This window comes from Alteromonas gracilis (assembly GCF_002993325.1).
In the GTDB taxonomy this organism is placed as follows: Bacteria; Pseudomonadota; Gammaproteobacteria; order Enterobacterales; family Alteromonadaceae; genus Alteromonas; species Alteromonas gracilis.
On sequence record NZ_PVNO01000029.1, the window covers coordinates 74057 to 87579 of the forward strand.

Sequence of the window (13523 nt, forward strand, 5' to 3'; positions counted from 1 at the left end):
ATGGGGATGCGTTTAACTGAATAAAAGACAAAACGAGATAAACTTTATGTAAGTTACTATCTCGCTTTGCCTAATAGCCTTTTATTTACTTTAGCTATTTATAGGTGCAGAAAGGTTTTCTGGTTCAATTTGAATACTGAACGCTTTACCGCGTTCCTCTTCAAACTGAATCAGTTTTTGTATTGTTGCATCGCTAAGTACGTGACCTTCAGGGAGTATCAGTATATGGCTATCGTTATAAAGGTTTTGCGCCAAAATCATTCCAGACTTTAACTGTGACGCTTTCAACGAGGTGGACAGCAATTTAGACGTCGTTACGTCTTCCGCCTCTAAAAGAAGGTCAAGAAACTCACCATCGTAGCGGGTATTTCGGTGCTTTTTCATTTCTAGCTTTGCGTCACGGGGGCTCATCTCAATACCGCTCATGCGGCCAGTCACAAGGCGCCAATAGTCACGCGCTATGGCGAGTATGCGAGCTCCAGCTGGAATTTCTTTGGCGACTTTATTGTAAAGCCCTGAACCATTGTAGTGCTCAAATTGAAACTCAATGATATCTGAAACTTGGTTAAGTTCGTGAGCTGGCGCTAAGATCAGCGCCGCTTGCTTAGTTTGCGACAAGTAATTTTGTTGCTGCTGATACTTAAGTTTCGAAAATGGCGCCTTAAAGTCTTCAGCTGCTAGCCCTAAAAGCCCCAATTCACAAATCAGGCCCGCGTAGCGAACGTTCTTTATTTCATCTTTTTCAAAACGCGCGATGCGCGCAATTTTTGAGGCAAGTTCGCTTACTTCAATAGCGAACTTGCCATCAATGTTCGGATTAATACTAATTACATTAAAAAGCACCTGTTCCATCGCAATATTGTGTTTTTCAATCTTGTTAAGGGCGGCCTTTATTTGACGCGTGCGCTTTTGAACAACTTGTTCTAGGGATGCATTAACATCCCTTAACTTTTTATTCTGTAGTCGAGTCAGTTTCTGAAGGCGTAAATTTTCGGTTTTTAATTTTACCCTTTCTAGCCCTTCTTCAACGACTGCGATTAGCTCTTGATTATCCCAAGGCTTTTGCAAATAGCGATGAATCTTGCCTTGGTTTACTGCTTTGATAGTTGATTCTATGTCTGCGTAGCCGGTGAGTACAACACGAAACGTTTCAGGGTAATTAATGGCTACTTGCTCTAATAGCTCAGCACCGGACATCTGTGGCATCTTCATGTCAGAAATAACCACGTGAACTTCGGTTTGACTCATTAGCTCCAAGGCTTTTGCACCGCTGTCTGCAAGAAGCAATGTAATATCCATGGTAAATAGCGCGCGTTTTATCGCACGGAGTATGTTGGGCTCGTCGTCAACAAATAGTACCGTGTAGGTTGTTGCTTTTGCGTTAGGCTCTGTCATAAATAATAATCCTTTTGCACGACACTATAATTGTTGTTTAAAGCAGAGCATAAAATCACTGATAACTCGCCCATTATTCGTGTTCTCCCTCACTATTGTTGTTTGACGCATCAGAGTCAATAGGAAGCATAAGAGTAAACGTACTGCTTTCACCTTCAATGCTAGTTGCAGAAAGCGACCCTCCATGCTCCTGTGCAATACCAAATGAAATAGAGAGGCCTAGCCCTGTACCTTGACCTTCAGGTTTGGTGGTAAAGAACGGGTTAAAAAGTTTATCTAGATGGCTAGCTGGAATCCCGCATCCTGAATCTTCTACGCGAAGTTCAACGAAGTTGTTCACCGTACAAGTGGTAATAACAATTCTTCCATTTTTACCCGTTGCTTCAATCGCTTGTCCCGCATTGATTAATAGGTTCGTAATCACCTGTGAAATTTTGCCCACGTTCATTGTTACATCTGGCACTCTGCCCAAATGGGTCTCCACAGTGCAAATATATTTAAGTTGATTGTTAACCATGGCTAACGTGGTACGAACACAGTCGTTAATATTATGCTGTTGCATTTGGTCGCTATCAACGCGCGAAAACAACTTAAGTCCTTTAACAATTTCGGCAACCCGGTGAAGCCCTTCTTGCGAGTCAGCCAATAGTTCTGATATGTCTTCATTAATAAACGCCATATCCTGATTGGCTAGCATTTTTTCAAGCTCGCTAAGCGCAGTGTTTCTGGTTTTTTCATCCTTTGCTTCAAGCGCTGCATTTATCTGTGAAAAAATCATTTGATACGTAGCAACATACTCACTCAACGTGGCTATGTTGCTACCAACAAAGCCAACAGGGTTATTTATTTCGTGCGCCACGCCAGCTGCCAACTGACCCACTGAAGCCATTTTTTCCGCTTGTAGCAACTGAACTTGGGTCTCTTTTAAGTCTTTATTTGCTTCCTGTAATTGGAAGTTTTTCTGGTTTAAAAGAGAAGTTCTATCTTGGACCTTCTCTTCAAGTAACGTGTTAAGTTCTTTCAACTCGTCTTGCGCACGTTGTCTTTGCTCATTTTCTTCTTTTAAGCGCTCAACCAATTGGTTAAATGCCTCGGCCAATTCACTTAATTCGTCTCTACCACGAACAGGTACAAACACTTCTTTGTAATTATTGCTTTTGACCGCATCGCCTAAGTGTCTCGCCCCCTCGTGTAATTGACGAAGCTGCAACATGAGGAATGAGCCAAGTAAGTATGAACAGAGCCCAACTAAGATAAATTCAAGTAGCGCTAGCGTAACAGTCCAGCTCTTAACTCGCGACACTGACTCAGTAACTGAAGCTATGTTCAACCCAATTTCTACATACCCGTAAAGCGTGTTGCCTACCATAATTGGAGCGCGAGTATCATAAATACCATCGTCAGCTTCTGACACTGAATTATCGGCAATAAAATCACGGCTTAATGCTTCTTGATTGCCTTTTTCTACAAATACATTGCCATCCTTATCTTTAACTTTTACATAGGCGATATTGGGGTTGGTCAGTATTTCTGAGACATCGGCATCAAGCGATGCTAAGTCATAACTTAAAAATGCGTTCTTGGTTGTCGAAACAAAGAGTGACACTGTGGTGTCGGCAGATTTTTTTACATTGTTATCGACGAGGTCGTTTAACAGTTGAAACACAGTAACGAGTAGTACTAAAAGCAATAAGGCTGCTATAAATGCTACCCCTGCTATAGTTTTTGTACGTAATGAAAACTTCATGCTCAGTCTACTCATAGGTGAGGTCTAGATAACGATGCAATCCCGAGTGCCCTTACATCATCCCAGTCCTTATCGTCAGACGCGGTAAAACCACTTAAGCCAATATTCTTCAAGAGCAATGATTTACTTGTGTCGTTAGATACTGCTATTAACGCATTAAGAATAGCTTGTCTGTCGGCTTCTGCCATATTTGGGTGGGTCACAATGGGGTGGGGTGTATACCCCTCACTTGTCCAGAGAACTCGCAAATCCTTTCTTACATTCTCTGGCAACGTATTAAGAGTGCGTATAATGCCGCCCCCTGCACTGAAAAAGTTACGTTGTACAGCAAGGTAAACGGAGTCATGTGAATTAACATACCGTGGGATAAACGGGATATCGTTGTTGCGAAGGTGCGCGCTTGTAATGATAGTAGCAGCGAACGCTGCGGGCGCAGGGAAAGCGATTTCAGCTCCTGCTAGATCATCAATCTTTTTGATCGGGCTGTCTTTGCGTACGACAATTAAGCCACGTATTTTTTTGTCTTTCTGATGGACTAGCGAGCGATAACCCGGTGATTCATTGAAGACCACAAAATGATAGGGGTTGATGTAAGCTAAATCATATTTGCCTTGTGCTAAATCAGACTCAAACGTAGGGATGTCTTTAGCCGTCTTAAACTCAATATCAAGGCCGGTGAAATTGCTAATGTAATCAATTAACGGCTGCCATTTCTCCGCCATTTTTTTCGCCGACTGTTGCGGTACCACGCCGAAGGTTATAGGGTCTGCACTCAAAGAAAAACTGCTCAACAAAAAGAAAACAGTCAAAGATACACATCGTAGATATAGACCCATACTTATTCCCTGTAGGTGAAATTACATAGACATAAACTGTTCTAATACAACAGTTAAATCATGGTTAGAAAACGGCTTTTGAAGCGTTGCATCTGCACCGATATCAAGCGCACGCTCTAAACTCGAATCATCAAGTGCTGAAATAACTACTATCTTTAGATCTCTGAATTTCGACTGATCTCTTGTGAACTCGATGACGCTATAACCATCCATTCCAGGCATACTCAAATCAAGCGTCATAACTTTGGGTTCGTACTGACTTAGCATTATTCCCGCCTGAAACCCACCCGTTGCAATGTGAGAGTCAAAACCTGCACGTCTGGCAACGCGCTGAATAGATTTAGCAACTGGCATCTCGTCGTCAACAATAAGGATTGAAGATGATGCTACACCCTTCAAGGCATCTGGTATGGGCATCTCATGACGCTCTAAAAACTCTACAAAGTCTTCAACTAATACGCGATTATTGCCGCGTCCGGGAAGCTTAAAACCCTTGAGCTTGCCACTTTCTATCCATCGAATCACGGTGCGGAGATTTACATCGCAGTAAGATGCTATCTCACCTGACGTCAAAGTTTTCATATCATGGCCTTGTTGGTTTATTAGCCAAAATTATAGTACGAGAAGCATGGTGAGACAAAGTAGACAAAAGGATGATATGTGACATTTGCGACAGAGTCTTGGTTTGCTCGCATAGTGCAAATTGAGTATCGCTAACGCCTGATCCTAACTCTAATACCAATCCGCATAGATAATTACCCACTCAGCGAGAGTTAAAATGTTCGTAATCGCGGCGTGTTACCGCAGGTATAGTGGCTCTACATCAAGGTGACACAACAAAGAGTACGGACATTTTAAACTCGCCCTTCGGGAAGGTCTGGCAAGCTTCCTAGCTTCATTCTGGGAATTTGAAAGGGAGCAGCCATTCCTGCATTCCCACGCTTCGCTAGGAAACTTGCCAGCGCCTTCTGAGTGGGCACTTATCTATGCGGATTGGTATAACATTAGAAGTAGAATCGAATTAGATCAATAAGAGGCTAAACAATGGCTTGCTTTTACCCCGTGAAGCCCCATCATTATTTTATCAAAGCGTAAAGAGTGAAAAGATTATGACAACCCCTGCAATTGAAATGGTCGACGGCCTACCTATTTTTTCTGCTATTGAACCTGAATCAATCAAGCCTGCAATCGAAAAAGCAATTGAAGCATGTAAAAGTGAGATAGAAGAAGTTGTAGCATCGAAAAATTATTCTTATGAAAATCTTGTGCTGCGATTAGAAGAAGTAGACGACCGTTTAAGCAAAATATTCTCACCTGTGTCGCATATGAACAGTGTGGTGAGTAGCGACGCGCTTCGCGAAGCTCACGATGCCTGCTTGCCCTTGTTATCTGAATATGGCACTTGGGTTGGTCAACATGAGGGGCTGTACAATGCTTATGCCGAGCTCAAAGCATCGGAAGAGTTCGACACACTGAGCGAAGAGCAGCAGAAAGTGATTGAGAATGCTGTTCGTGATTTCACACTGTCTGGTGTCGCGCTTCCCGAAGATCAGAAGAAACGCTTTGCTGATATTCAGGCAAAACTTAGTGAGCTATCGTCGACATTTTCTAATAACGTGATGGACGCTACCATGGGGTGGACTAAGCATGTTACAGATGAAGCCGAGCTTGCCGGTATGCCAGAATCAGCTTTAGAAGCCGCAGCGCAAGCGGCGCATCAAAAAGATTTGCAGGGATGGTTGTTTACATTAGATATCCCTTCTTATCTGCCAGTTATGCTTTATGCGGATAATCGAGACCTGCGCGAAGAAATGTATCGCGCTTATTCTACCAAAGCGTCAGAGCAGGGCCCGAATGCAGGCAAATGGGATAACACTGACATCATAAAAGAAACCCTTGTGCTTCGCACCGAACTTGCTGAGCTACTCGGTTTTAGTAGCTACGCGGAACGTTCCCTTGCGACAAAAATGGCTGACTCTACTGACCAGGTTATCGGTTTCTTGCGCGATTTGGCTGCAAAGTCTAAACCTCAAGCCGAACGTGAGCTAGAAGACGTAAGAACGTACGCTAGTGAGAAACATGGAGTGACAGACTTAGCTGCTTGGGACTTACCTTACTACAGCGAAAAACTGAAGCAGGAAAAGTACACCATTTCTGATGAGATGTTGCGCCCTTACTTTCCTGAAGACAAAGTACTTTCAGGTTTGTTTGAAGTGGTGCACCGTCTTTACGGCCTCAAAATCATTGAGCAGCCGGGTATTGATACTTGGCATAAAGACGTTCGCTACTTCACCATTACAGACGATGCCGATGTAATGCGCGGTAGTTTTTATCTAGACTTATATGCTCGCGCGAAAAAGCGCGGCGGTGCCTGGATGGACGAGTGTCGCGTTCGTCGTGAAAAGGTAGATGGTGAAATACAGCTTCCTGTTGCGTACCTTACTTGTAACTTCAATGCACCAGTGGGAGATAAGCCTGCGCTTTTCACTCACGATGAAGTGGTGACCTTGTTCCATGAATTTGGCCACGGTATCCATCACATGCTTACTAAAATGCGTGTTGCGGGTGTTTCTGGTATCAACGGCGTTCCATGGGATGCGGTAGAATTACCTAGCCAGTTTTTGGAAAACTGGTGCTGGGAAGAGGATGCTCTCAACTTTATCTCAGGGCATTACGAAACCGGTGAGCCGTTACCGGCTGACTTGTTAGAGCGGATGCTGGCCGCAAGAGACTATCAATCTGCAATGCAGATGGTGCGACAACTTGAATTTAGTTTATTTGATTTCCTATTACACAGCGAAAAAGGCAGTGAAGTAGACGTTCAAGCTACACTAGACAAAGTTCGTGAAGAAGTAGCGGTTGTTATCCCACCTTCATTTAACCGCTTCCAGAATAGTTTTGGGCATATTTTCGCGGGTGGTTACGCTGCGGGTTACTACAGCTACAAATGGGCTGAGGTACTTTCTGCTGACGCTTACAGCAAGTTTGAGGAAGACGGTATTTTTAACCGCGAAACAGGCAAGGCGTTCTTAGAAAATATACTAGAGATGGGCGGTAGTAAGCCTCCGATGGATTTGTTTGTTGCCTTTAGAGGACGTGAACCTAAGGTCGATGCACTTCTTCGCCACAGCGGTATAAAGGGCTAAGCGGCTATGGCTGAGTCTTTTCAAACTATTTACCGCCGAGCGTGCGAGCGCAAAGGCGGCGAGAGGGTGCTTGAAGCAATGCTTCGAGCGCCTCTTACTAAGGCAAACGTTGAAAAAATCTCAGATGATCGTTTTTTGGCAGCTATGACCAAGCAGGTCTTCAAGTCTGGATTTGTGTGGCGTGTAATTGAACAAAAGTGGCCTGACTTCGAAACGGTATTTTTCGGTTTTGACGTGGACAAAGTGTTGTTGATGCCTGATGAAATGTTAGAGCAAAAAGCATCTGACAAACGCATTGTAAGGAACTATAAAAAAGTCACAACCGTTCGCGATAATGCCATGATGATTAAAGATGTTGCCCTCGAATACGGCAGTTTTGGGAAGTTTGTCGCGAGCTTCGAAAAAGATAACATCACAAGCTTGTGGGAGTTTATGAAAAAGCGCGGCGCGCGGCTTGGTGGAAATACCGGCCCCTACATGCTTCGGGCGTTGGGTATTGATACTTTTTTATTTTCTCGCGATGTCGAGGATTACCTGAGAAAGCACGATATTGTTGACGGCGGTTTAACATCTAAAAAATCATTATCCTCAGCGAACGCAGCCTTCGCGCAATGGCATCGTGAAAGCGGGCGTTCTCTTCAAGAAATAAGCGCTATCGTGGCGTTCAGTTGGGGAACCAACAATAGGCCAGTCTAGAGAAAAAGGGGCGCATTAAGCTTAATGCGCAACTCGGGCATAAAGCTTTTGCTTGGCAACACAATCCTATACACTTCAGCATTAAGAAAAATATTTAAACTACAGGACTGTCATGAACGACAATCAAACTCCCGCTACGCAAGTAGACACTGCAACCGAGCAAACAACCCACTTCGGTTTTAAACAGGTTGATAAAGGCCAAAAAGCGTCCTTAGTTGCTAATGTTTTTGATTCAGTAGCGGCGAAGTACGACGTCATGAACGACCTTATGTCGATGGGTGTTCACCGCTTGTGGAAACGCTTCACTATTGATTGTAGTGGAGTGCGTGCGGGCAATAAGGTATTGGACATTGCAGGTGGCACTGGCGACCTTACGGCAAAATTCTCTCGCCTGGTAGGTCCAACGGGGCGAGTTACCCTTGCCGATATCAATTTGTCTATGTTGAAAGTAGGACGCGACAAATTGCGCGACCGCGGCTTGGTTAGCAATATTGATTATGTTCAGGCAGATGCTGAGGCGCTGCCGTTTCCGGACAATCACTTCGACGTTGTAACAATGGCATTTGGCTTGCGCAACGTTACAGAAAAGCAAAACGCGCTTAATTCAATTTATCGTGTACTTAAGCCCGGCGGTCGGTTGTTAGTTCTTGAGTTTTCAAAGCCAACTACTGAGCAGTTGAGCAAACTTTATGACATGTATTCATTTCATATTCTGCCAAAGATGGGACAGCTTGTTGCTAACGATGCCGAAAGTTATCAGTACTTGGCGGAAAGTATCCGTATGCACCCTGATCAAGAGACATTAAAAGGGATGTTCGAGGAAGCCGGTTTCGAGCAATGTGATTACCAAAATCTCACAGGGGGCATTGTTGCGCTGCATAGAGGGTATAAGTTTTAATGCCTACATCCGCGCTTGTGGCCGCTGCTGCTGAATCGGTAATCAATAAGATTTTGTCTTTGGATGAAGATAGTGAGACGAGGTTGAAGCCTCTTCGAGGTGCAAGACTTACCGCATTTGTATCGCCGCTTCCCTACGGTATAACGCTGTCATTTTCTGACCGTATCGATGTGCTCACTGAGCAGGGAACCTTCGAGGAAGCAGTGGCGTCTATAGGGCCAAAAGATTGTTGTATTAAAACGTCACTTCAAACACTGCCCGAACTCAAAGAAACCAGTCAGCTTACTCGACTTATCCAGCAAAAAGCGTTGGTACTAGAGGGGGAGCTAAATGTAGCTCAACAAGTAAGCGCGCTTTTTCAACAGCTTGATATTGATGTTGAAGAGATACTGGCACAGAAAACCAATGACGTGGTTGCTCATCAAACTGTGAAAACAGTAAACGCAGTGCATGAAAAAACAATGAAAGCACTGGCTTCCATGGGGCGGGTGCTAGGCAACGCCATGGTAGAGGAAAAGCAGCTAGCTGCTCACAAGCTTGCGGTTATGCATTTCAGCGATGAAGTGAACGAGCTTCGTGATAGAGCAGAAAATGCAGATGCGCGGCTACGCCAATTAGAAGCAAAGATAAAGCAAGACTAATAGAAACAGGCTCATAGATGCGTATTGTTAGGTTTTACCGAATTAACAAGGTACTGTTGGAACACGGTTTAGACGAGTTGATTCCAGCGAAGTGGTTACCCTGGTACGCGCGAGCAATGCGCCATACTATTTTTTGGGTGAGAAATAAGCATAAAGGAAAATCTGCCGGAGAGCGTATCACTCTTGCTCTTCAAAACCTTGGCCCAGTATTTATAAAGTTCGGTCAAATGATGTCTACCCGCCGTGACCTGCTTCCTCCGGCCATTGCAAATGAACTGGCACGTTTACAAGACAAAGTGCCGCCGTTTTCATCAGATGCTGCACAAGAGATTATTAAGCAGGCATTGGGGCTTTCTGATTTAAGCGAGCTATTTAGCGAGTTTGAAACAAAACCGTTAGCGTCCGCCTCTATCGCTCAAGTTCATGCGGCTAAGCTCAAGCACAACAACGAAGACGTTGTGGTTAAAGTGCTACGACCAGATATACGCGATACCATAGTAGCCGATATGGAGCTATTGTTTAGCTTGGCTAGTGTATTGCAGCGCTGGCTCCCCGATGGTAAACGGTTACGCCCGGTAGAAGTGGTTGTGGAATACCGCAAAACGATAGTTGATGAACTCGATTTGCTGCGAGAATCAGCAAATGGTATTCAGCTAGGGCGCAATTTCGAAGGTTCTGATGCGCTATATGTACCGAAAATTTACAGCGACTATTGCCGTAGTAACGTGCTTGTCATGGAGCGTATTTACGGCCTGCCTATTTCAAATATCGAAGCCCTGCTCACGCAAAATACCAACATGAAAAAATTGGCAGAGCGAGGTGTAGAAGTATTCTTTACCCAAGTTTTTCGCGACAGTTTTTTCCATGCTGACATGCATCCGGGCAACATATTCGTGTCTACGGAACACCCTGAAAACCCAAAATACATTGCTATTGATTTTGGCATTGTGGGAACTCTTAATCGCGAAGATAAACGTTACCTAGCCGAAAACTTCATAGCGTTCTTCAATCGCGACTACCGCAAAGTCGCGCAGCTTCATGCTGATTCAGGCTGGGTGCCGCAAGATACCAACATCGATGAGTTTGAAATGGCCATTCGCACAGTGTGCGAACCTATCTTTCAAAAGCCCCTTGCTGAAATATCTTTCGGCAACGTACTGTTACAGCTATTTAATACAGCACGCCGTTTCAATATGGTTGTGCAACCCCAGCTTGTGCTGCTGCAAAAAACCTTGCTCTATATCGAAGGGTTGGGCAGACAACTTTACCCTCAGCTCGATTTATGGAAAACCGCGAAACCGTTCCTCGAAAACTGGATGAAAGAGCAAATTGGCTTCACAGCGATGATGGGTAAAGTAAAAGATAACTTGCCGTTTTGGTCAGAAAAACTGCCTGAAATGCCTGACCTGCTTTATGACAGTTTGCAGCAGCTGAAGCGCCTGCCTTTACAGCAACAAAGAGCGCATTTGGCACTGCTTCAAGAGCAGAAAAAGACAACTCAGACCACTCATTTAAGTGTGGTGGGTGCCACCTTTGTGCTCACATCCGTTATTCTGCCTACTTACGGTTTATCATGGTATTTCCCTGCATTTACTGGCCTTATAGGCGCAGTTTGCTGGTTCTTAGCTTGGCGTAAAGGGCTCTAGTTATTGTTACGTTGGGGTGAAATATTTATGAAATCCGTTGTTTAGTGATTAATTTGTATAGTAATCGTCCCGAAGAGTGTTATAGTGTTCTTGGCTCTTAGCCAATGTCTTTAAATAGACGCGATTTTGTATTATTTGCTATATGTTAAAACCGCTCGAGTTACCCTGTAATTTGTTGTAAGTTGTTTGTCCATTCGTAAGTAAGACCCAATACTCCGCCAATTTAAAGACTTTAAAGAAACTAAGTTACACGCGCTTATGCGCAATTTAATATGATATTTGAGGTCTATACGACATGTCTAAAGTTACAGGCACAGTTAAGTGGTTCAACGCTGATAAAGGTTACGGTTTTCTAACACAAGATAATGGCGGCAAGGACGTATTCGTTCATTTCCGTGCAATTATCTCTGACGGTTACAAAACGCTTCCAGAAGGTCAGCGAGTAGAATTTGAAGTTGAAGAAGGTCAAAAAGGTCTTCAAGCTGCTAACGTGCAAGCTATCTAAGAATTCAAAAACGGCGGTCATTAGACCGCCGTTTTTCTTTCAGCACTACTCAAAATTTTTCTGCTCCCCACTTTTGATATTCTCAAATCAACGCTTACGCGTTTTACAACCAGCCACCTCTTAATCCTTAAATACGGCCCACAAATATTGCGTCTCGATAGGCTTTAATGCTTTACTCACCGTATTAGCTAACTTCTTCAAAGTTACTCTTTTACGGAGAGCACCATGCGAATTATCGTTTTCTTGCGAGTTTCACTGTTAATTTCACTTTTCGTCTTTACCGCGCAGTCTGCTAACGCGGAACCACAGTCCCAACCTGAGCCTGTGCAGCACAGTGATGGGAATATACTAGCTGTCGTTTTAGGTCAAAACGTTACCCGCGCCGATGCGATGCCTAATGAAAAAGAGCAAAAAGAAATAGAAGAGCAGGCTAAAGAAGATTATAACGACATGCTTGACTATGTTGTTCGTGTAAATGCTTCGACAAAAATTTATGAATTGATTTTAGAAGACTACGCGGCAAAAAAGGGAATTGAGCTTGACCAAGCTCTCGTTACTAAATTTGTGGAAAAGTTTGCCAATCAGGTGTCTGAGAAAAATAACAGTAAGCCAATTAAAGAGATTGCAGAAAAACAGGTGATGCAGTTTCAAACTGAAAAGGCCCTGTTCGACGAGTTTGGTGGCAAGGTGATATTTCGTCAGTCTAACCCGCAAATGCCGATTGATGCATATAAGGCCTTGCTCAACCGCTATCGTGAAAATAATCAATTACAGATAATAGATAGTGCGCTTAGAGAAGCATTTTGGGATGTTTTTACTCCGCCATTTCAATATGAAATTGCACCAGAAAATGTGAACTTTACTCAGCCATGGTGGCTGTAGTGCGCTGGATGAGAGAAATATATGAAGCCAGTTAACGTTGAAGCCTTATCAATCCTTCTTATAAGAGCAGCATATCTTCATGCGTAATGATAAAAGTAAAAGCATCGACGGGATTGATAAAGCCATTTTAAGGTTACTTCAAAACAATACAGAAACGCCTGTTGCAGAAATCGCAGATCAAGTAGGGTTAACAGTAACGCCCTGCTGGCGTCGCATTCAAAAGCTTGAAGAGAAGGGAATTATTTCAAAGCGCGTCGCTCTGTTACAAGCTAGGCAGCTCGGCCTTACCATGACCGTCTTTGTGCAAGTGAAAGCAGGTCGGCACGATGGAAAGTGGCTTGCTTCGTTTGCTAAGCATGCCGCATCTTTTGATGAAGTTGTAGAATGTTATCGCATGTCAGGAGAGTATGACTACTTACTTAAGGTACTTGTTACTGACATGGATTGCTTCGACCATTTTTACAAGCGCCTTGTGAACGGTATAGAGTTCTCCGATGTCACATCGAGCTTCGCTATGGAGCAGATAAAATACACGACGGCAGTGCCGCTGAGCCATCTTTAATCGTCAGAACACCAGTGACAAACAAAAGAAGAAAAGAAAAAAACGCATGTTAAAAAAATAATGGCTTAAATTACCATTAGAAAGGCAAAAAAAATGGGGCCGGTTTGACGGGCCCCATATGAATTAATTATTTTGGTCTTCAACGTGCTGTTCGGCGAATATCTTGGATTTCTTTTTGATTTTACATCCTAAGATACGCTGCGCATTCTTTCTGCCGATATAGTGAGCTACCGGATAGGGGTGCGCGCGCTTGAAGAACCGTGAGATTGAATGGAAAACATTTTCCATAATTTGGCTCCTTCTAGTAAAAATTGCCCCATGTAAAATATAGTAATGTTACAGTTTGATGTCAACATTTATCTTCGTTAACGAATAACTACGCCATGCAGAACGAGCTCTTTAAACAGATTTCGTTAAATCAAACAGTTACCATTTATTTTTATACTTTAGTTTAAGAAAAGGATCAGTTTTTACGCTTTTAGCTAAAATATATGAGGAAAATAAATGAAAATACGTGAAGAGAGGCTAAAAACTATTTAATCGATAATACAGTTGGAAAGAAAGTGAAC

At 43.5% G+C, this 13523-nt stretch carries 14 protein-coding genes; 8 read left to right on the top strand and 6 right to left on the bottom strand.

Annotated elements, in window-relative coordinates:
- Positions 1 to 90: 90 nt before the first annotated feature.
- From nosR to C6Y39_RS18990, 5 genes are all read right to left on the bottom strand, one after another.
- Positions 91 to 1395 carry a response regulator c-di-GMP phosphodiesterase, NosR family gene (gene nosR / locus C6Y39_RS15815; RefSeq protein ID WP_105932209.1) on the bottom strand — a complete coding sequence of 435 codons (1305 nt, stop codon included), beginning with the start codon at positions 1393 to 1395 and terminating at the stop codon, positions 91 to 93.
- 73 nt (positions 1396 to 1468) lie between these two features.
- A complete protein-coding gene (locus tag C6Y39_RS15820) occupies positions 1469 to 3142 on the bottom strand; it encodes a sensor histidine kinase (protein WP_105932258.1) in 1674 nt (557 codons plus the stop codon).
- A gap of 11 nt (positions 3143 to 3153) precedes the next feature.
- Positions 3154 to 3978, bottom strand: a complete 825-nt coding sequence (locus C6Y39_RS15825) for a phosphate/phosphite/phosphonate ABC transporter substrate-binding protein (protein WP_105932210.1) — start codon at positions 3976 to 3978, stop codon at positions 3154 to 3156.
- Between the two features lie 21 nt (positions 3979 to 3999).
- Positions 4000 to 4560, bottom strand: a complete 561-nt coding sequence (locus tag C6Y39_RS15830; protein WP_105932211.1) for a response regulator — start codon at positions 4558 to 4560, stop codon at positions 4000 to 4002.
- Positions 4561 to 4832: 272 nt separating this feature from the next.
- Complete coding sequence (locus C6Y39_RS18990; RefSeq protein ID WP_276309306.1) at positions 4833 to 4958, bottom strand: hypothetical protein; 126 nt, start codon at positions 4956 to 4958, stop codon at positions 4833 to 4835.
- 129 nt (positions 4959 to 5087) lie between these two features.
- On the opposite strand from C6Y39_RS18990, the gene prlC reads away from it, so the two are divergent.
- From prlC to C6Y39_RS15870, 8 genes are all read left to right on the top strand, one after another.
- On the top strand, positions 5088 to 7124 hold the full coding sequence (prlC, locus tag C6Y39_RS15835) for an oligopeptidase A (protein ID WP_105932212.1): 2037 nt from the start codon (positions 5088 to 5090) through the stop codon (positions 7122 to 7124).
- A gap of 6 nt (positions 7125 to 7130) precedes the next feature.
- Entirely contained in the window at positions 7131 to 7820 is a 690-nt protein-coding gene (locus C6Y39_RS15840) for a DNA-3-methyladenine glycosylase I (protein WP_105932213.1), read from the top strand.
- Positions 7821 to 7932: 112 nt separating this feature from the next.
- Entirely contained in the window at positions 7933 to 8718 is a 786-nt protein-coding gene (gene ubiE, locus C6Y39_RS15845; protein ID WP_105932214.1) for a bifunctional demethylmenaquinone methyltransferase/2-methoxy-6-polyprenyl-1,4-benzoquinol methylase UbiE, read from the top strand.
- The gene (locus C6Y39_RS15850; protein ID WP_105932215.1) at positions 8718 to 9359 is read left to right on the top strand and encodes a ubiquinone biosynthesis accessory factor UbiJ; all 642 of its coding nucleotides are present in this window, start codon (positions 8718 to 8720) and stop codon (positions 9357 to 9359) included. The genes ubiE and C6Y39_RS15850 overlap by 1 nt, the downstream gene beginning before the upstream one ends.
- Before the next feature lie 17 nt (positions 9360 to 9376).
- Positions 9377 to 11005 carry a ubiquinone biosynthesis regulatory protein kinase UbiB gene (ubiB, locus tag C6Y39_RS15855; RefSeq protein WP_105932216.1) on the top strand — a complete coding sequence of 543 codons (1629 nt, stop codon included), beginning with the start codon at positions 9377 to 9379 and terminating at the stop codon, positions 11003 to 11005.
- 295 nt (positions 11006 to 11300) lie between these two features.
- The gene (gene cspE / locus C6Y39_RS15860) at positions 11301 to 11510 is read left to right on the top strand and encodes a transcription antiterminator/RNA stability regulator CspE (RefSeq protein ID WP_012519905.1); all 210 of its coding nucleotides are present in this window, start codon (positions 11301 to 11303) and stop codon (positions 11508 to 11510) included.
- Between the two features lie 225 nt (positions 11511 to 11735).
- Positions 11736 to 12392 (top strand): hypothetical protein, encoded by a 657-nt coding sequence (locus C6Y39_RS15865; RefSeq protein ID WP_105932217.1) that lies wholly within the window; start codon positions 11736 to 11738, stop codon positions 12390 to 12392.
- Positions 12393 to 12471: 79 nt separating this feature from the next.
- A complete protein-coding gene (locus tag C6Y39_RS15870; RefSeq protein ID WP_105932218.1) occupies positions 12472 to 12954 on the top strand; it encodes an Lrp/AsnC family transcriptional regulator in 483 nt (160 codons plus the stop codon).
- Between the two features lie 123 nt (positions 12955 to 13077).
- On the opposite strand, the gene C6Y39_RS18810 is transcribed toward C6Y39_RS15870, so the two are convergent.
- The gene (locus tag C6Y39_RS18810) at positions 13078 to 13242 is read right to left on the bottom strand and encodes a hypothetical protein (RefSeq protein ID WP_167390675.1); all 165 of its coding nucleotides are present in this window, start codon (positions 13240 to 13242) and stop codon (positions 13078 to 13080) included.
- Positions 13243 to 13523 lie beyond the last annotated feature (281 nt).

Coding starts and splice junctions, on each gene's coding strand:
- nosR (WP_105932209.1), bottom strand. CDS start 1,395: ATGACAGAGCCTAACGCAAAAGCAACAACCTACACGGTACTATTTGTT.
- C6Y39_RS15820 (WP_105932258.1), bottom strand. CDS start 3,142: ATGAAGTTTTCATTACGTACAAAAACTATAGCAGGGGTAGCATTTATA.
- C6Y39_RS15825 (WP_105932210.1), bottom strand. CDS start 3,978: ATGGGTCTATATCTACGATGTGTATCTTTGACTGTTTTCTTTTTGTTG.
- C6Y39_RS15830 (WP_105932211.1), bottom strand. CDS start 4,560: ATGAAAACTTTGACGTCAGGTGAGATAGCATCTTACTGCGATGTAAAT.
- prlC (WP_105932212.1), top strand. CDS start 5,088: ATGACAACCCCTGCAATTGAAATGGTCGACGGCCTACCTATTTTTTCT.
- C6Y39_RS15840 (WP_105932213.1), top strand. CDS start 7,131: ATGGCTGAGTCTTTTCAAACTATTTACCGCCGAGCGTGCGAGCGCAAA.
- ubiE (WP_105932214.1), top strand. CDS start 7,933: ATGAACGACAATCAAACTCCCGCTACGCAAGTAGACACTGCAACCGAG.
- C6Y39_RS15850 (WP_105932215.1), top strand. CDS start 8,718: ATGCCTACATCCGCGCTTGTGGCCGCTGCTGCTGAATCGGTAATCAAT.
- ubiB (WP_105932216.1), top strand. CDS start 9,377: ATGCGTATTGTTAGGTTTTACCGAATTAACAAGGTACTGTTGGAACAC.
- cspE (WP_012519905.1), top strand. CDS start 11,301: ATGTCTAAAGTTACAGGCACAGTTAAGTGGTTCAACGCTGATAAAGGT.
- C6Y39_RS15865 (WP_105932217.1), top strand. CDS start 11,736: ATGCGAATTATCGTTTTCTTGCGAGTTTCACTGTTAATTTCACTTTTC.
- C6Y39_RS15870 (WP_105932218.1), top strand. CDS start 12,472: ATGCGTAATGATAAAAGTAAAAGCATCGACGGGATTGATAAAGCCATT.
- C6Y39_RS18810 (WP_167390675.1), bottom strand. CDS start 13,242: ATGGAAAATGTTTTCCATTCAATCTCACGGTTCTTCAAGCGCGCGCAC.